This window comes from Actinoplanes sp. NPDC051861 (assembly GCF_040681145.1).
Taxonomy (GTDB): domain Bacteria; phylum Actinomycetota; class Actinomycetes; order Mycobacteriales; family Micromonosporaceae; genus Actinoplanes.
Window position 1 is genome coordinate 137,642 of record NZ_JBFAYE010000015.1, and the last position, 17,300, is coordinate 154,941.

Annotated in this window: 14 protein-coding genes; 2 read left to right on the plus strand and 12 right to left on the minus strand. The window is 70.6% G+C overall.

Translation table 11 applies throughout. The features are described 5' to 3' along the window. Positions 1–591 precede the first annotated feature (591 nt). The gene (locus AB0M02_RS31845; protein ID WP_364233694.1) at positions 592–1,200 is read right to left on the minus strand and encodes a response regulator transcription factor; all 609 of its coding nucleotides are present in this window, start codon (positions 1,198–1,200) and stop codon (positions 592–594) included. Positions 1,201–1,241: 41 nt separating this feature from the next. Then, on the minus strand, positions 1,242–2,348 hold the full coding sequence (locus tag AB0M02_RS31850) for a histidine kinase (protein ID WP_364233561.1): 1,107 nt from the start codon (positions 2,346–2,348) through the stop codon (positions 1,242–1,244). A 112-nt stretch (positions 2,349–2,460) separates the two neighbouring features. Here AB0M02_RS31850 and AB0M02_RS31855 point away from each other — a divergent pair, with 112 nt between their 5' ends. After that, the gene (locus AB0M02_RS31855) at positions 2,461–3,618 is read left to right on the plus strand and encodes a serine hydrolase domain-containing protein (protein WP_364233564.1); all 1,158 of its coding nucleotides are present in this window, start codon (positions 2,461–2,463) and stop codon (positions 3,616–3,618) included. 128 nt (positions 3,619–3,746) lie between these two features. On the opposite strand, the gene AB0M02_RS31860 is transcribed toward AB0M02_RS31855, so the two are convergent. From AB0M02_RS31860 to AB0M02_RS31885, 6 genes are all read right to left on the minus strand, one after another. Further along, positions 3,747–4,379 (minus strand): hypothetical protein, encoded by a 633-nt coding sequence (locus tag AB0M02_RS31860; RefSeq protein ID WP_364233567.1) that lies wholly within the window; start codon positions 4,377–4,379, stop codon positions 3,747–3,749. A gap of 75 nt (positions 4,380–4,454) precedes the next feature. Next, complete coding sequence (locus AB0M02_RS31865) at positions 4,455–4,937, minus strand: hypothetical protein (protein ID WP_364233569.1); 483 nt, start codon at positions 4,935–4,937, stop codon at positions 4,455–4,457. Between the two features lie 125 nt (positions 4,938–5,062). Continuing rightward, the gene (locus AB0M02_RS31870; RefSeq protein WP_364233572.1) at positions 5,063–5,713 is read right to left on the minus strand and encodes a response regulator transcription factor; all 651 of its coding nucleotides are present in this window, start codon (positions 5,711–5,713) and stop codon (positions 5,063–5,065) included. Next, positions 5,706–6,842, minus strand: a complete 1,137-nt coding sequence (locus AB0M02_RS31875) for a sensor histidine kinase (RefSeq protein WP_364233574.1) — start codon at positions 6,840–6,842, stop codon at positions 5,706–5,708. The genes AB0M02_RS31870 and AB0M02_RS31875 overlap by 8 nt, the downstream gene beginning before the upstream one ends. A 3-nt stretch (positions 6,843–6,845) precedes the next feature. Beyond that, on the minus strand, positions 6,846–7,373 hold the full coding sequence (locus AB0M02_RS31880; RefSeq protein WP_364233576.1) for a hypothetical protein: 528 nt from the start codon (positions 7,371–7,373) through the stop codon (positions 6,846–6,848). Next, complete coding sequence (locus tag AB0M02_RS31885; RefSeq protein ID WP_364233578.1) at positions 7,370–8,290, minus strand: ATP-binding cassette domain-containing protein; 921 nt, start codon at positions 8,288–8,290, stop codon at positions 7,370–7,372. The genes AB0M02_RS31880 and AB0M02_RS31885 overlap by 4 nt, the downstream gene beginning before the upstream one ends. 106 nt (positions 8,291–8,396) lie before the next feature. Between AB0M02_RS31885 and AB0M02_RS31890 the strand changes: the two genes are divergently transcribed. Further along, a complete protein-coding gene (locus AB0M02_RS31890) occupies positions 8,397–9,797 on the plus strand; it encodes a DM9 repeat-containing protein (RefSeq protein ID WP_364233581.1) in 1,401 nt (466 codons plus the stop codon). Between the two features lie 151 nt (positions 9,798–9,948). Here the strand turns inward: AB0M02_RS31890 and AB0M02_RS31895 are convergent, their stop codons facing one another. From AB0M02_RS31895 to AB0M02_RS31910, 4 genes are all read right to left on the minus strand, one after another. After that, on the minus strand, positions 9,949–10,176 hold the full coding sequence (locus AB0M02_RS31895) for a hypothetical protein (protein WP_364233583.1): 228 nt from the start codon (positions 10,174–10,176) through the stop codon (positions 9,949–9,951). 135 nt (positions 10,177–10,311) lie between these two features. Continuing rightward, positions 10,312–10,806, minus strand: a complete 495-nt coding sequence (locus AB0M02_RS31900; protein WP_364233585.1) for a DinB family protein — start codon at positions 10,804–10,806, stop codon at positions 10,312–10,314. A gap of 22 nt (positions 10,807–10,828) precedes the next feature. Continuing rightward, positions 10,829–11,344, minus strand: coding sequence for a hypothetical protein (locus tag AB0M02_RS31905; RefSeq protein WP_364233587.1), 516 nt, complete (start codon positions 11,342–11,344; stop codon positions 10,829–10,831). Positions 11,345–11,382: 38 nt separating this feature from the next. Then, complete coding sequence (locus tag AB0M02_RS31910) at positions 11,383–17,163, minus strand: ThuA domain-containing protein (RefSeq protein ID WP_364233589.1); 5,781 nt, start codon at positions 17,161–17,163, stop codon at positions 11,383–11,385. Between the last annotated feature and the right edge of the window lie 137 nt (positions 17,164–17,300).

A 17,300-nucleotide genomic window follows, 5' to 3' on the forward strand; every position in this document is an offset into this window, starting at 1 on the left:
GGTGCGAGTTGTAGGTAGGCGTCGCGGGAGTTGGGATGGTCGTTCTGCAGGATGCCTATGAGGCGGCGCAGGAGCTGTTGGACCGGGGGTGCGGGCGGGGTCCTAGCCCATGAGGAACGCATCGAGAGCACGGCGCTGACCCGACCAGGTCGTTGGCTCGGCCGAGATGCGGCGGTGTGTGGGAGCACCTGCTCCTCGCCGGCCATGATGGTTCTCCCTGCTCAGAGGCTGTTCTCAGCGATGGTGGGGAGCGTCGCCACGATGAAATCGGGATCTTCGGGGTAGGCGGTGCGGCGCTGCTCCCAAAACCGACGATCAGACGGGGAGCACGCGGGGTTGAAATTAGCAGCGTCGAACAGCGCCGAACGGCGTTCAGCAGCGTCGGGCGACGGCAGCTGAGCAGGCCAGATCCGCGTTTCTGCTGGTCAGCAGCTTGATCGGGCTACGTTCACACCGGAGAGGTCACTGGTTCGATCCCAGTATTGCCCACGAGTACTGCTAGCTGCGAAGACGCTCGGCCTTGTGATCCACTAGGCCGGGCGTTTTGTCATGCTTGTGGGAGCAGATCGGGAGCAGCGCCTTGAGTGCTCCTCAGGTCAGGGGACGCCGGCCCGAGGCCGCGAGATATGTCAGGACGGCGAGCACGCGTCGGTGACCGCCGTCAGTCGGCGCCAGACCCAGCTTGGCGAAGATGGCGTTGATGTGCTTGTGCACGGCGTTCGCGGTGATGAACAGCCGGCCGGCGATCTCGGTGTTGTCGTGGCCCTCGGCCATCAGTGCGAGCACCTCCCGCTCGCGCGGGGTCAGCGTGGAGACTGGGTCGTCGCTGGCCCGGGTCAGCAGCTGGGCGATGACCTCGGGGTCGAAGGCGGTGTCGCCGCCGGCCACTCTGCGGAGCGCCTCGATGAACACGTCGATGCGGCTGACCCGGTCCTTGAGCAGGTAACCGATGCCGCGCGGGGCCCCGGCGAGCAGCTGAGTGGCGTACTCCCGCTCGACGTACTGGGAGAACACCATCACCGGCAGGCCCGGGTGGCGGCGCCGGGCCTCGATGGCGGCTCGGATGCCCTCGTCGCGGAACGTCGGTGGCAGCCGGACGTCGACGACGGTCACGTCGGGGCGGTGTTCGTCGACCGCGTCGAGGAACGAGTCGGCGTCGGCGACGGTCGCGACCACGGTGAAGCCGTTGGTGCTGAGCATCAGCTCCAAGCCACCGGACAGAAAGTCGTTGTCCTCAGCGATCACCGCTCGGAGCACGGCACCTCCAGGATGATCTCGGTCGGGCCGCCCATCGGGCTGCGCACGGTAAGTGTGCCGTCGAGGGCGCCCGCCCGCCGACGGATACCGGCGAGGCCGGTTCCGCGTGCTTCGTCCGCCCCGCCGGCGCCGTCGTCGGTCACCGTCACGGTCAACAGCTTGCCGTGACGGGACGCGCGGACGCCTGCCCGGGTGGCGCGACTGTGCCGGGTGACGTTGCTCAGCGCTTCGGTGACCGCGAAGTATGCCACCGTCTCCACCGCGGCGGGTACCCGGCCGAGGTCACCGGCGTCGACTGTGGTGGGTAGGCCGCTGTGGGCCGCCACGGCGACGAGCGCGCCGGCCAGGCCCCGGTCGGCCAAAATCGGCGGGTAGGTGGTGCGGATGACCGTACGCAGCTCGGCCATCGCCTCCTCGGTGCCCTGATGCGCCTCGGCGACCAGCCGGTTCACCAGTTCGGGATCGCCGGCGGCCTGCCGCGCCACCGCGAGGCGCATCGCCACCGCGACGAGCCGGGCCTGGGCGCCGTCGTGCAGATCACGTTCGATGCGACGCAGTTCGGCGCTGTGCGCGTCGAGCACGTCGGCCCGGGTACGGGTGAGATCGGCGACCCGGCCGGCCAGCCGCTCGGCCTCCGACGGCGTCAATGCCCAGCGGGTGACCCGGACATGGGCGCCGGCCAACGCCGGGAACGTCCCGTAGATCACCGCCGCGAGCACAGCGAACTGCACGACGCCGAGCCCGATCGCGGTCGCCCACCCGGCGACCGGCACCTCGACGAACAGCGTGACCGGCTCATCGGCCGGAAACGACCACCAGAGCGTCATGGCGATCACGGCAGTCACGAGGTTGCCGGCGACCAGCAGGGCGAACAGTCCCAGAGGGAGTCCGGTGGCGAGGTGGACGGTCAGCCACAGCAGATGCCGGCGGAACCGGACCGGATGCCACCGCGGGTCGCCGGCCAGCCGCAGGTGCAACCGAGCCCACCGCTCGCGCACGCCGGGCAGGCACAGCACCGGCAGGGCGGGCAGTGACACCACCGCCGTGCCGAGGATCGCCAGGAGGTAGCCCGTGGCCCGCCGTCGTCTCATGACCACATCTGTACCTGAACCGATCATCGGCTCGCACTACAGCCAGCTGTAGCCCTCGATACGGTAGCCAACGGTATGGGGTGCGGCGCCGCGGATTCCTAGGTTTCCAGGCATGAAATGTTTACGAATCGCAGTGACCGCGATCGCACTGGTCGCGGGAGCCGGCGTCACCGCTGACGCGCATGCCGGCTCCGGAGGGCTGACGGACCTCGACCGGCTCCGTCGTGACACCACAGCCGTGCATACGCTGGGTCTGCCAGGAGTGCAGGCACGTCTGGTGACCCCGGACGGTCGCGCGCTCGTCGCGACCGCCGGCGTCGCCGACCTGCGGACCGGCCGCCGGATGCCGCCGAACGGCCGGGCCCGCATCGCCAGCACCGGCAAGGCCTTCGTCGCGACGGTGGTGTTGCAACTGGTGGCTGAGGGGCGAATGGGCCTCGACGACCCGGTGGAGAAGTGGCTACCGGGCGTGATCCGCGGCAACGGCAACGACGGCCACGCCATCACCGTCCGGCACCTGCTCCAGCACACCAGCGGCCTGCACGACGACATGCCTGACTTCGACACCGCCGCCGACTACTACGAGCACCGGTACGACGTGTACGCACCGGCCCAACTGCTCGCGCGGACCCTGCGGCACGTGCCCGACCATCCGCCGGGCACGGCGTGGCGGTACTCGAACGTCGGCTACGTCGTGGCCGAGATGGTGATCGACAAGGTCACCGGACGCCCCTGGCACGAGGAGGTGCGGCGGCGCGTCGTCGACCGGGCCGGTATGCGCGACACGACGTGGCCCGGCACCCGGCCGACACTGCCCGACCCGCATGCGCGCGGCTACCACGAGTTCGATGCCGGCGTACTGACCGACGTCACTGAGCAGGTCATCGCCGACGGCGGCGCGGCGTTCATCTCGACCACCGCGGACGTGAACCGCTTCTTCCGAGCGCTGCTCGGCGGCCGGCTGCTGCCGCCGGCGCAGCTTGCCGAGATGACCCGCACGATGCCGCTCGGGCCGGAGTTCGAGGAGCTGCTGCCAGGGGCCAGGTACGGGCTGGGCCTGTTCGAGCGGCCGCTGCCGTGCGGCGGCACGTACTGGAGCCACCCGGGCGGTGGCAGCGGCTACACCAGCGACAACGGCGTTACCCGCGACGGCCGTCGCAGCGTGTCGGTGTCGGTGTCGGGTACGCGGCCGGACATGGCCCTGCAGCACCAGCGAGCCACCGATGCGGTCGTCGAGAACGCTCTGTGCGGGCCGGCCAGCCCGGCTTAGATCTTGGAGGGTTCGGGTGCGAATACGGGCCGAACTCGCCAAGATCTCGTTGCGCGCTACCGCCTCACGGCGATGGAAACACCCGACGCCCGGCCGTAGTGGGCCGGGCGTCGGACAGGACGGGTCGGTCAGTCGAGCGGCTCGGAGCCCTTCACCACGAAGGTCCAGTGGTCGGGCTCGAAGTCGGGGGTGACGTCGAACGACGCGACGTCGCCGGCGCCCTGGTAGAGGTATTCGGCATGCTTGCTGCCGATGTAGTAGCCGTCGGCGGCCGGTGTGATCGCGAACAGCTGCTCGGCCTTCTCGATGTCGCACGGCTTGAGCCGGAGACTGCCGAACGGGTCGAGGGCCTGTTCCAGGCACAGATTCTTGGGTCCGGCCAGGCTGAACTGATAGTCGTTGCTCTTGTCGTCGGCGTGGATCAGGTGGAACTGGAGCGCCGTACCGTTCTTGGCGGCGCTCAGGTAGCCCTCGCCCAGGTCGGTGATCGAGGCGCCGGAGCCCGCGGCCGTGACCGTGACGAGGGACTGCGCCTCCGGCAGCTTCGGCTTCTTGCCGGCCGGCTTGCTCCGCGGGGTGCTCTTGACGACCGGCTCCACGCGCTCGGCGGTGGCAGCCGGGGCCGCCGAGGTCGTGACGGCCGGGGCGGCGGGGGCGGACGGCGCGGTGGTCGTCGTCGTTCTGGACGAGCACGCCTGCGCGGTGGCGGAGACGAGCACGAGGACGGCGAGGGCGCTGATTCGGGAGATTTTGGTGTTCATCGGACTTCCTTTCCTAATAAAGGGCGCGACTGTGCCACGGACGTTGGTGACGCCCGTCAAGCGACTCAGGTGGGGCTAGTCGACCGGGGCGGCGGTGGCCGGACTGGCCAGGGCGACGACCGCGACCGCGATGCTGTCCTGCACCAGCAGGACGCGGGTGGTGTGCTGGTCGGTGCCGGCGTCGGCCTCGGTGGCCCAGGCCTTCAACGCGGTCTGCGACGCGTCGGGCAGGGAGATCTGCTTGTCCCCGGTGTTCACGACGACGGTGCCCTTCGGGCCGTCCAGCGTCGCGCACATCGCGGTGTTGTTCGCCTCGACGTACCACGCGTCGGTGCCGCACGGCAGGCCGAGGCCGCCGAACCAGCCGTCGGTCTGGCCGCGCTCGGTCGGCCGGCTCAGCTCGTCACTGATCAGATAGACGTCGACGGTCGAGGCGCCTTCCGGCAGCTGGGCGGGCCCGACCGGCCAGCCGATCCAGGCCACGAACGCGGCGACGAGCGCGGCGACCGAGACCGGCGCCCAGATCACGAGGGGGTTGACGCGGGTTCTGGTGGGCATGACACATTCCTCCTGGTCAGAGGCCGTTCTCATCGACCTCGTTCACGGGAATGACACTACGGACGCCCCGCCGGACAGCCATCCGACCACGGTGCTCATCCCGTGTGGTACCGCGGTACCACGGCTCAGACGAGCCCGTTCGTGTGCGCCCAGATCACCGCGTGCACCCGGTCGCGGGCCCCGAGTTTGGCCAGCACCCGGCCGACATGGGTCTTCACCGTCGACTCGGACAGGAACAGTTCTCCGGCGATCTCCGGGTTGGACAGTCCACGGCCGATCGCGACCAGCACCTCGCGTTCCCGGGCGGTCAGCTCCTCCAGCAGGTTGGTGCCTGCCGGGTCGGGGGCCCGTCCGCCCTGGTAGTGGTCGAGCAGGGCGCGGGTGATCCGGGGCGAGACCACCGCCGCGCCGGCCGCGACGGTGCGGACCGCGTCGATCAGGTCGGCCGAGGGTGCGTCCTTGAGCAGGAAGCCGCTGGCCCCGGCGCGCAGGCCGGTGAACGCGTACTCGTCCAGGTCGAACGTGGTCAGGATGAGGACCCGGGTGCCGGGACAGTTGGCGACGATGTCCCGCGTCGCCTCGATCCCGTCCATGATCGGCATTCGGACGTCCATCAGCACCACGTCGGGGCGCCGGTCCCGGGCCAGCAGGGCGCCGGCCCGGCCGTCGCCGGCCTCACCGACGATGCGCAGGCCGGGTGTCGCGCCGAGGACCATGGCCATGCCCTCGCGCAGCAGTTCCTGGTCGTCCACGAGCAGCAGGGTTATCTCAGACATCGGCGCCTTCTGCGGGATGGGGCAGGGTCACTCGTACGGTCCATCCGACCACCTGACGGCCGGCCTCGACGGTGCCGCCGTACATGGCGACTCGTTCGCGCATCGCGTTCAGACCCTGCTCGCTGCCGACCGACGGGGCCGGCGTGGTGCCCCGGCCGTCGTCGGAGACCACGATCCGGATCGGGTCGTCGCCGTAGTCCAGGTCGACCAGGACGTCGGTGGGCCGGTCGGCGTAGCGCAGCGCGTTGGTCAGCGATTCCTGCACGACCCGGAACACCACCCGCTGCAGACCCGGTGAGGACGGATCCGGCCCGTGGCGGCGCAAGGTCACCGGCAGACCGGCGATCCGGAACGTCTCGATCAGGCTCTCCAGGTCACCGGGGGTGTCCGGGCTGTCGTCGCGTAGCACACCGAGCAGCCGGCGCATGTCGGTCATCGCCTCCCGTCCCAGGGCGGCGACCCGCTGCACGGCCTTACGGGAGCGCTCCGGGTCGGTTTCGGCGACCGCGGTCGCGCCGTCGGCCAGCCGTACCATGATGGTCAGGTTGTGGGCGACGATGTCGTGCATGTCGTGGGCGATCCGCACGCGCTCGCGGGCCGCGGCCAGCTTGCCTTCCTGCTCCTTCTCCCGGGCCAGCCGGGCGGCCCGGTCCTCCAGCGACCGCACGTGCCGGCGGCGGGTAGCGACGGTCGCGCCGACCAGCACCGAAATGATCACCGCGAGCCCGTAGAGGCCGATGAAGGGGCCGAGCCCGTAACGGCCCTCGTCGAGGAAGGTGTCCACCCCGAGCACGGCCACGGAGAGCACCGCGCCGATCGTCGCAGCCTGCAACGAACGATGCACCACCAGCGAATACATCACCACAGCGAACGCGATCAGCTGGGTGTCGCCGGACAGGACGTCGCCGGTCACGGTCACCGCCAGCACCGCCCACGGCCACGACCGCCGCCAGATCAGCGCCAGCGAGATCACCGTGTTGACGGCCACCGCCCACCAGCCGGCTCGGGTCATGTCGCCGGTCAGCATGTCGAAGTCGAGGCCGGCCGCGAGGCTGACCGCGACGACGATGACGGTGGCCAGGTGGGGATGGCTGGCCCAGAAGACCCGGATCCCGGTGTCGGGCTCCACGGGTCAGAGGTTCCAGAGAGCCGTCGACGGGTCGGCCCCGAACATCATGCTCACCACCATCAGCACCAATCTGACCAGCAGGACGGCGCTGAGAGCGAGGCTGACAGCGGACGCCGTGTGCTTGACGGCGAGCGTGACGGCGAACGCGAACAACGCCACGAGCACGCAGTATCCGATATCGACGGCCAGCCGGCCCACGACTGTGCCGTAGCGCACATCGACGGCGTACGTCAGCATCAGGCACCCGCCCCCGAGCACCGCCGCGACCACGGTCACCACCAGGGCCTTTGCGATCATCACGGCGATCCGGCGGGGTGTGGCCAGGAAGGTCGTCCGGATGGTCCCGGTGGCGAACTCCGAACCGGGCACGACGGCCGCCAGCACGATGATCATCGCCTGGAGGACCGCGGCGGCCAGGAGCCTGGACAGCGTCGCGGCTGCGGGGGTGAGGACCAGCGCGGTTCCCGCGCAGACCCAGAGCGATTTCAGGGTACGGAGTTTCAGCCACTCGGCGGCGACGAGGCGGATCATCGGCCGCGGGCCAGAGCCAGGTATACGTCATCGAGGGAGGCGTGCACCGGGGTGTTCTCGATCAGCAGGATCCCGGCGCGGACGGCCAGCCCGGCGATGTCGGCTGAGGTCAGCCCGGTGATCTCCAGGCGGCCGTCCGGGCGCAGGGCGACGGCCGCGCCGTGCCCGCGCAGCAGCTTCTCCAGGTCGTCCGGGCGGTCCGGGCGGACCCGCACCGCGGGGACCGTGTTCCGCGAGATCACCTCGGCCGTCGGCGCGTCGGCGAGCACCCGACCCCGACCGAGAATGACCAGCCGGTCGACGTCGCTGGCCAGTTCACCGGTCAGGCGGCCGGTGACCAGGACGGCCCGGCCCTCTCGGGCGAGCGTGCGGAGCAGGACGCGAAGCCAGGCGACACCGTCCGGGTCCAGTCCGGCAGCCGGATCGTCGAGCAGCAGGGCCGGCGGGTCACCCAGCAGCGCGCCGGCCAGGCCGAGCCGCTGCCGCAGGCCGGGGGAATAGGCGCCGGCCCGCAGCCGCGCGACGTCGGCCAGCCCGGTCATCTCCAGGACCTCGTCGGCGCGGCGGTCCGGGATCCCGTGGGTCCGGGCGAGGATCCGCAGGTGGTCGCGACCGGTGCGGCCGGGATGAGCCGGCGTCGGGGCGAGCAGGACGCCGACCTCCCGAAGCGGGTACGCCAGATCACGGTAGGACCGGCCGTCGAACAGGCACCAACCGGACGTGGCCCGGTCCAGCCCGACCATCAGGCGCAGCGTCGTGGACTTGCCGGCGCCGGCCGGGCCGACGATCCCGTGCAGGACACCGGGCTCCAGGCGGAACGACACGTTCCGCACTGCCGAGACGCCGCCGTACCTCCTGGTCAGGTCGTGAACTTCGATCACCAGGCCGACGTTACGGACGGCCAGGCGGCCCGCCATCCGACCACGGTGCTCATCCGGCGTGGTACCGCGGTACCACGCGGGGGCTTGCCCCCGGTTGCTGCTGGGCGAAGGCCGGTGGTGTTGTTGATCTAGTGTCCGTGGAATGCATTCGTCTGCTGATGGATATCGGTGGGAGGCCGCACGCGGCGGTCGGATTCCGGCCGGTGCGGCGCCGCACGGCTACGAGGCCGACGGCGAGCCGCTGTGGGTGTGCCGCGTCCGCATGTACGGCGGCGTGCACCCGGGCAAGGTCCGGCCCGGCTTCGGTGCGGCCCAGGCCACCTGGGGCGGCAACGAGGTAAGCATCGACGAGTACGAGGTGCTGATGGGCCGCGGGGTCTGGGGCGTCGCCTCCGGTGGCGCGGTGCCCGCGGGTGCGCTCCCGGCGGGTCGTGAGCGCGACGGCGAACCGCTCTACGTCGCCCGCGCGGCGGTTGCGCCCGGGACGTTGCACATCGGCAAGGTGCGGCCCGCCTTCGGCGCCGCCAACATCGGATACGGCAACGGCGAGCACACCGTTCTCTCGTACGAGGTGCTGCTGCGCCCGTCGTCACCCGACGTGCCGGCGACCCCGCTGCGTACCGGGGTCCAGATGGAACCCACCTACGCCGACTTCGGCAGCGCGCCGCCACGGACCGGGAACATCACGATCGTCGAGGCCGACCGGGCTTCGGCCGTGGACGACCACCTGGGCGTCCACGCCGGCGGGTCGGTCGAGCTGGAGTTCGACGTGCCCGACCCGGCCGTCGTCCGCGAGGCCTGCGTCGCCCTGCGGGCGCTCGCGTCGATGCTCTCCCGGGAGCCGGGATACGCCCCGCTCACCGTCCGCCTCAACGGCAAACGGCTGGCCGACCGGCTGCGGATCCCGAACGGCGGCGGACTCCCGCAACGGGTGGCCTTCGCGGTCCCGGCCGAGCAGTTGGCAGCCGGCCGGAACACGCTGCGGATCGAGAGCGGCGACGACGCCCGCAGCATGCTGTGGCTGTACCGGGTGACGATCGACCCGATGCACGCACACGATCAGGCGGGCCTGGCGCTCGAACGGCAGGCGATCGCCGAGCCCGCGCTGCGGTACGCGACCGACGCCGGCGAGGTCACCGTCTTCATCGACCGCGGCGAGCAGGCCGTCCTCGAGCAGGTGGCCTGGGCGGACACGTCCGGCGCCGAGTACGCGATCACGTTCGAGAAGCAGCAGACCGCCTTCTACGGCTGGCGCCGGCGGCCGGGCGAGCAGCCGAGAGAGTTCCGCGGCCGCCTGATCGGGCGCGACACCGTGGCCAGCCAGGCCCGGCGCTTCTCGGCCGAGGACGGCTGGGGCGGCCGGTGGCACCGTTCCGGAGACCTGCTCGTCGCGGTGGGCGTGCCCGACAGCCCGGCCACCAGGTTGAGCTGGCGCGACAGCCGCGGCAACCACTGCACGGTCGCGTTCGCCGACGGCGGTTTCCTGGGCACCTACCAGCGGGCCGGGGAGGGACCGATCGGCTACCGCGGCCAGCGCCGCTGACAGGCGTCGTGCCCGTCGGCCGGTTGGCTCGTTCGGCCGGTCGGTAGCGGCCCCGATTGGCCGGTATCTCGGATCGGCCTCGCCGCCCGCACCTCCGCTGCCGAGCGCCCGCTTTGGGCGGTTGCTGGGAAGTGCGGGGGCGGCCGGGTGGCTAACGGAGCCAGAGTTCGTAGCCGTTGAGGCGGACCAGATAGCAGGAGTACTCGGAGTACACGGGCCCGCGGACGGCGGCTGAGCCGTCGCGGGAGCAGTCGGCGTAGGTGTCGTAGTAGCCCATCAGGACCCAGGGGCGGGCGGCGGCTGCCGGGCCGGCGGCGGTGGCCAGGGCGCCTGCGATCAGGGCGCCGGTTACCGCCAGACGGGTGAGGGTTTTGGGCATCAGGGGTCCTTTCGGAGTGGTACGTCAGGACAACCCTAGAAATGCCGCATACAGCCGAGTTACAGGCAGTCGGGCAGTCCACTCGATACCGCGACCTCCGGACGAGGGTTCGGCCAACGTCTGTCGCGCGTCCGATCAGCGGCCGGTGGTGCCGTCGATGAGTTCGCGCAGGATGTCGGCGTGGCCGGCGTGTCGGACGGTCTCGCTCGTCATGTGTGCGAGCACCCAGCGGAGCGTACGGGGCTCGTCGGCCACCGGAACGGCAGTGCGGGTTTCGGGGTCGCCGGCCGCGCGGATGTGGGCGTCGCTCTCCGCGATCGCCGCCCGATATGCGGCGATGACCTGTTCCGCGGACCGGTCCGGCGGGACCGTCATGTCGAAGTCGAGTGCGGCGTATCGCTGGTCACCTGCCAGTGTGTAGCCGAACCAGTAGCGCTCACCGTCGGTCAGGTGCTGCACCAGCCCCAGGAGTGTCGTGTCCGAAAGGACCAGGCGGCGGCGTAGCTGCTCCTCACCCAAACCGTCGAGCTTCTTCAACACGCAGGACCGGGCGAAGGACAGGAACGCCAGCACCGTGTCCCTCTCACCGTCGTCGTTGAGCGGCACAGGTTCGCGCTGGGACTCAAGCATGGGCCCTACCCTACGAGGATCTTCAGGCCTGGGGTTTTCGCCAGCGGACCTTCAGCCACAGCGCCGCGGTTATCGCCAGGACGGCGACGACGCCGAGTGCGACCGACCACCACCGCGACGAGGACGAGCCGTCCGGGAGCGGTGCGGCCTGTGGGGGAGCCGTCTGGGCGGCGCCGGCGCGCACCTGGACGGTCACCTTGCTGGTGTGCGGTGCCGGCGCGCTGACCGTTACCTGCCAATCGCCGGGGGTCAGGATCGGGCCGGTGGCGTAGAAGCCCTGGCCCTCGCCGGCCGGTTCGAGTTGTACCGGTCCGACGGCCTGCCCGGCTGTTGCGGTGGCGGTGAGGACCAGCCGGACCAGTGTGTCCAGCGGGTGCCCGTCGGCATGGCTGGCCTGCACGGTGATGCCGGCGGCGCCGTCGCCGGCGACCTCCAGTTTGAGTTTTCCGTTGTGCGCCCAGGCCGGGCCGGCTGCCGGCAGGATCGCCAGCAACAGGCCGGCCAGGACGGCGGCTGCTCGACGGGTACGACGTACCAAAGCTGTTCCTTCCTGGATGACGGACGGGGCCGCTGTCGTCAGAGCGGGCGGTTCGGGGAGATCCGGGTGGGGTCCTCGGCGAGGCGGCCGGTGCGGGTGAGCGGCTTGCCGTCGTTCGCTCGGATCCCGGCCTGACCGGTGGTGCCGCCGAGCCGTTCGATCATCGCGTCGGCATCGCGGAGCAGGGTGTCGCGTACGTCGGTGTCGGTGACCAGAGCGGCGTCGTTGACGAGCGTCTTGAAGGTGCCCAGCTGGCGCACTGCCCGCTCGTCGTTGCCGGCGGCCTCCGAGGCCCGGACCGCGTCCAGCCTCGTGGACAGCTGACGATGTGCCTTGGTGGAGAGCCGTCCGGTCGCCTTGAACCGGTCCAGCAGGTTCTGCATGTCGCGGAACGAGGTGGTGACGAAGAACCGGACCGTCGTCGTGGTGCTGTTGTCCGCTCTGTCGGTCGCGGTCACGGTCAGCTCGTGCAGGCCGAGCGGCAGCTCGTACAGCGCCTGCAGGGAACCGTTGGTGTACGGCCGGCCGTTCAGTGTGCCGGTGGTGGTCTCGATGCCGGAGGTCGGGTCGACCGCCTGCCACGAGGTCCGGATGTCCTGGCTGTCGCCGTACAGCTGGCCGTTGGCCAGCCCGGAGACCAGCAGTGTCGGCTTGGTGCCGTCGATCCGCACGACCGCCGACTTGAGCGTCTCGGCGTTGCCGGCCCGGTCCTTCGCGCGGTAGAGCAGCTCGTGCGAACCGTCCCCGGCCACGTCGACCGGTGTGGTGTACGGCGTCCAGGCACCACCGTCCAGCGACCACTCCAGCAGTCCCACCCCGGAACCGGCGTCCGCCGACTTCAGCACCACCGGGACGGTGCCGGCGTGCCAGCCGTCGTCGTTGGCCGGGGCGAACTGGGCCGAGGTGACCGGAGCCGTACTGTCGATCTTGATGGTGACCGACTTCGCCTGTTCCACGTTGCCGGCCGCGTCGGTCGAGCGGAACCGCACCTCGTGGGTGCCGTCGCCGCTGACCGGCACACCGGCGGCGGTGTACGCGGTCCAGGCGGTGGCGTTGTCGAGCTGGTACTCGGTGCTCGCCACCCCGCTACCGCCGGTCTCGTCGGCCGCGGTCAGGGTGACCGTGACGTTCCCGGTGTGCCAGCCCTCGACCGGGGTGCCGGAAACCGTGGCGCTGGTCACCGGCGCGGTCGTGTCGGCGTTCTCGGCGCTGACCCGGAAGTAGTCGAACGCGACGGTCTTCGAGGCGGTCTGGGCGGCGCCCAGGCTGTACAGCCCCACCTTCGGGCTCGCCCCGACGGCGGCGTTGGTCAGCGACTGGAACGTCGTCCATTCCGTGCCGTCGGACGAGTACGCGGCGGTGTAGGTGTTGCCGGCCCGGGCCAGCCGCAGGTGCCACACCGCCGAGGTCAGGCTGCCGGCCTGCGGTTGCGGGTCCTGCACCACGGCGCCGATCTCGCTGCGGAACTCGATCCGCCGGCTGACCGGCTGACCCGCGGCGTTGTCGAGGACGAAGTCGAGCTTGACGTAGTTGTCGTCGTCGCCGTACACGAGCAGCCCGGCCTGCTGGTACTGCTCGTTCAGCAGGCTGCCGTCGACCTTCGTCTGCAGGGTCCAGTCGCCGGCCGGCGCGGTCTGCAGGACGAAGTTCGTCGGCCCGGTGTTGTTGGCGGTGTAGATGTCGCCGTCGGGCACGTCGATCCGCAGGGCGCCGTCGGTGACCCGGTAGGCCGCCGGGTCCTCCCGGACGATCGCGTTCCACCGGCACTTGTCCAGCGCGGCACCGGTGAACTCGTCCGACGGGGCGACCGGTTCCGCCGGGGCGTCCGGCGTGAACTGGAACCAGTCGAATGTCGCGTCCACCACCGGCGCGGTGGTGCCTCCGTTGACGGCGAAGACCCCGACGCGCGGGTTCTCGATGCCGGCCAGGGCGGCGGACCGGCCGACCGGGGTGAAGGTGGTGCCGTCGGCGGAGGCCTCCGCGGTCAGGGTCGTCCCGTCACTGGTCAGCCGCAGGTACACCGTGTCACCGGCGGGCGCCGCGGTGCTGTCGCCACTCTCGTTGCGGGGGCTTCCGGCGGTCTCGCGGATGAACTCCAGCGTGCGCGCGCCGTTGTAGAGCAGGTCGAGCTTGGCGTAGTTGTCGTCGTCTCCGTACACAAGAAGCCCGGCCTGTTGGTATGTCGCGGTGACCGGCACGGTGAGCTTGGTGGTCGCCTGCCAGGCGCCGCTGGGCGCGGGTTGCAGGACGAGGTTGGTGGCGTCGTTGCGGGTGCCGTAGAGGTCGCCCACGCCGGTGGGCAGCCGCAGCGTTCCGTCGGAGACCGAGTAGAGCTGGTTCTCCCGGACCACCGTCCAGCGGTCACGATCCAGCGCGCTGCCGAGGAAGTCGTCCGAGCGTGCCCCGAAGCAGGAGGTGTTCGGTGCTTCGATCTTTACAGGCACATTGACGTACGAGTGGGCACCGCGACTGTCGGTCACGGTCAGTGTGGCGGTGAAGGTGCCGGGTACCAGGTACGTGTGACTGGCGTCCAGGGTGGTCGCCGTGCCGCCGTCACCGAAGTCCCAGGCGTACGTCAGTGGCGTGTCGCCCTCGGCGTCGGTGGCGGTGCCGTCGAACGCGACGGTGACCGGCGCGGTGCCGGTGGCCGGTGTCGCGACCGCGGTGACCGTCGGCGGCGCGTTCTCGGTGACGCCCCGGCCCAGGAAGTCCAGCCAGTTCACGTTGAACAGCGACGCCGTCCCGGCCGCCGGGTCCCGGGCGACGAAGAACAGGGAGCCGGCGTTGGTGCCGGTGACCGGCGCGGTGACGTCGACCCACGTCTGCCAGCCGCCGGTGCCCGGCACGTCGACCGTGGCGACCAGCGGCCCGTCGGCGGCGTCGGCGCGTACCTCGATCCGGCCGCCGGCGGCAGCCGACGCGACCCGGAATCGGATCGACTCGATGCCGGTCAGGTTGGCCGGGTCCAGCGACCACCAGTCGCCGTCCTCGATGAAGCCGATGTTCTGGCCGCCACCGGCCGGGTCGCTGCCGGTCTCGCGGACCACGCCCGCGTCGCCACCGCCGACGCCGCCGGGCACCCGGCCGGTGCTGGTGTAGTACTCGGCCTGCTTGCGCTTGGGCTGCAGGCGCTCGATCGCCCGCCCGGTGAGCGGGCCGGCACCGCCCGAGCCGCCGTCGTCGGTGTAGGTGGCCTCGAAGACGGCGAAGACGTTGGCCTCCGCGCCGTGCCCCGACGCGAGTGTGGTCTGTACGGTGCCGGCGCAGCCGGTGTGCTGCTCCAGCGGGTGGGCGTGCTCGTCGTGGCCGAGCAGCACCTGCAACCGCACCCGGTCACAGTCGATCTCGCCGTCCTCCGGGTCGGTGACCTTGATCGTGTACTTGACCTGGTCACCCCACTCGAAGAAGCCGCCGTCCGGCGGGAACTCGATGCTCACCGCCGGGGTGGTGTTGCCGGCCGTGACCGGGACGTTCGCCACCGCGCTGCGGCCCTTGGGGTTGGTGACGGTCAGCTGCGCGGTGTAGTCGCCCGCCGTGGCGTACGTATGGGTGGGGTTGGCCTCGGTCGAGGTCTCGCCGTCGCCGAACGCCCAGGCGTAGGTCAGCACGCCGCCGTCGGGGTCGCGGGATCCCGCGCTGGAGAACCGCACGGTCAACGGCGCAGGCCCGGAAGTGGGGGTGGCGGCGGCCGCGGCGATCGGTGCCCGGTCGCCGGCGATGTAGTCGATCCGGTAGATGCCGGAGTCGTCGTTGTTGCCGCCGAAGCCGGTACCCCACTCGATCATGTACATCGCGCCGTCCGGGCCGAACTCGAAGTCCATCGGCCGGATGAAGCTCATCCCGGACAGCAACTGGTTGATGTCGACCAGGGACCGGCCGTCGGCGGTCACCTGCATGGTGTACATCTTCGACTGGTTCCACTCGCCCAGCAGCGCCTTGCCGTCGTAGTAGGCGGGCCACTTGCGCGCGGAGTTCAGGCCGGCGTCGTAGCGGTAGACCGGGCCGCCCATCGGGGCACCGCCACCGCCGATCTCCGGGAAGAGGGCGTTGCCGCTGTAGTCGTAGTCGACCGTGGCGCTGACGGCCGGCGGCAGCGTGGTGAGGCCGGTGTTGTTCGGCGAGTTGTTCACCGGCGCCGCGCAGTTGAACTTCGCCCCGCTCGGGCCGGACGGGAACTGGTAGTCGTTGTACGCGTAGTTCGCCCCGATGCAGTACGGCCAGCCGAAGTTGCCCGGAGCGGACACGATGTTCCACTCCACGGTCCCCTCCGGGCCTCGGTTGGGATTGGCCGCGCCGGCGTCCGGCCCGTAGTCGGCGACGTAGAGGGTGTCAGTGGCCGGGTCGACGCCGATGCGGAACGGGTTGCGGAAGCCCATCGCGTAGATCTCCGGGCGGGTCTGCGCGGTGCCCGCCGGGAAGAGGTTCCCCGCCGGGATCGTGTACGACCCGTCGTCCTCCGGGTGGATCCGCAGCACCTTGCCGCGCAGGTCGTTGGTGTTGCCGGCGGTCCGCTGGGCGTCGTAGTCCGCCCGGCCGGAACGCTCGTCGATCGGGGTGAAGGCGTCCGACTCGAACGGGTTGGTGTTGTCGCCGGTGGCCAGGTAGAGGTTGCCGGCGCTGTCGAACGTCATGCTCCCGCCGGCGTGGCAGCAGGTGTTGCGCTGGGTGTTGACCTGCAACACGATCTTCTCGGTGGCCGGGTCGATGGTGTCGCCGGTGACGGTGAACCGGGACAGCAGGTTGCGGGCCACGCCGTCGTTGCGGGCGTAGTAGAGGTAGACCCAGCCGTTGCCGGCGAAGTCCGGGTCGAGCCGGATGCCGATCAGGCCGTCCTCGTTGCCGGTGAAGACATCCAGGTCGACCGCGGTCACCGTGGTACCGGTGTCGGGCTTGATGATCCGTACGCGGCCGTCCCGCTCGACGTAGAACACCCGGCCGTCGCCGGCGATGTCCAGTTCCATCGGGTTGCTGGTGTTGCTGTCGAGGGTGATCTTCTCGAAGCTCTCGGTCAGCGAGGCGCCGCAGTCGGCGTCCAGCTGCCCTGCCGCGGTCTGGATGCCGCCCAGCAGGTGGGCGAGAAAAGCCGGATCAGCGTACGACTCGATCGTGTGGCCGCCACCGGTGTACCAGGCCCGTCCGCCGTCGTAGTCCTGGCACCACGCGGTCGGGTGGTCGGCACCCATCGCACCGGCACCCGGCGTGTAGCTGGTCTCGTCGAGGCTGGCCAGCACATGCACGTCACCGCGGGGGTTGGACCGGAAGTTGTACCACTCGTCGAAACGCGACCAGCGCTCCGGCAGCTCGGCCGTGGACGGGTGGGCGTGGTCCTCCACCTTCACGGTCGCCTGCTGGTTGGCGGGGTGGCTGGCGAAGTACGCGCCGACCAGTTCGCCGTACCAGGGCCAGCTGTACTCGGTGTCGGAGGCGGCGTGGATGCCGGCGTACCCGCCGCCGGCCCGGATGTAGCGCTCGAAGGCCGCCTGCTGGTCGGGGTCGAGGACGTCTCCGGTGGTGGAGAGCCAGATCACCGCGCGGTACCTGGCCAGGTTGGCGTCGGTGAAGGCGGCACTGTCCTCGGTGGCGTCGACGGTGAAGCCGTTGTCGGCGCCGAGCTGCTGGATGGCGGCGACGCCGGCCGGGATGGCGTCGTGCCGGAAGGCTGCGGTCTTGGAGAAGACCAGGACGGAGTACGGCTCCGCTGCGGCCGCGGGGGCGGCCTGCGCCGGTGTACCACTGAGGACGGTCGCCAGCACGGTGAACGCGAGCAGAGCAGCGGTGAGCAGGCTTCTTCCAGGGCGAACACGGCGTGGACGGAGCACGGCTTCTCCTTGTCCTGAGTGGACCGCATCGATATTTGTTAATTCCTTATACAAATAAGGGTCCTGCCAGATGTCCAGCAAGAGTTCGGCGTGTAACGGTTCGATAACCGTCGGCTACGAAGTGGGGTCAGGCGGCC

Coding starts and splice junctions, on each gene's coding strand:
- AB0M02_RS31850 (WP_364233561.1), bottom strand. CDS start 2,348: ATGAGACGACGGCGGGCCACGGGCTACCTCCTGGCGATCCTCGGCACG.
- AB0M02_RS31865 (WP_364233569.1), bottom strand. CDS start 4,937: ATGCCCACCAGAACCCGCGTCAACCCCCTCGTGATCTGGGCGCCGGTC.
- AB0M02_RS31870 (WP_364233572.1), bottom strand. CDS start 5,713: ATGTCTGAGATAACCCTGCTGCTCGTGGACGACCAGGAACTGCTGCGC.
- AB0M02_RS31900 (WP_364233585.1), bottom strand. CDS start 10,806: ATGCTTGAGTCCCAGCGCGAACCTGTGCCGCTCAACGACGACGGTGAG.
- AB0M02_RS31885 (WP_364233578.1), bottom strand. CDS start 8,290: ATGGCGGGCCGCCTGGCCGTCCGTAACGTCGGCCTGGTGATCGAAGTT.
- AB0M02_RS31895 (WP_364233583.1), bottom strand. CDS start 10,176: ATGCCCAAAACCCTCACCCGTCTGGCGGTAACCGGCGCCCTGATCGCA.
- AB0M02_RS31880 (WP_364233576.1), bottom strand. CDS start 7,373: ATGATCCGCCTCGTCGCCGCCGAGTGGCTGAAACTCCGTACCCTGAAA.
- AB0M02_RS31855 (WP_364233564.1), top strand. CDS start 2,461: ATGAAATGTTTACGAATCGCAGTGACCGCGATCGCACTGGTCGCGGGA.
- AB0M02_RS31860 (WP_364233567.1), bottom strand. CDS start 4,379: ATGAACACCAAAATCTCCCGAATCAGCGCCCTCGCCGTCCTCGTGCTC.
- AB0M02_RS31890 (WP_364233581.1), top strand. CDS start 8,397: ATGCATTCGTCTGCTGATGGATATCGGTGGGAGGCCGCACGCGGCGGT.
- AB0M02_RS31845 (WP_364233694.1), bottom strand. CDS start 1,200: ATGCTCAGCACCAACGGCTTCACCGTGGTCGCGACCGTCGCCGACGCC.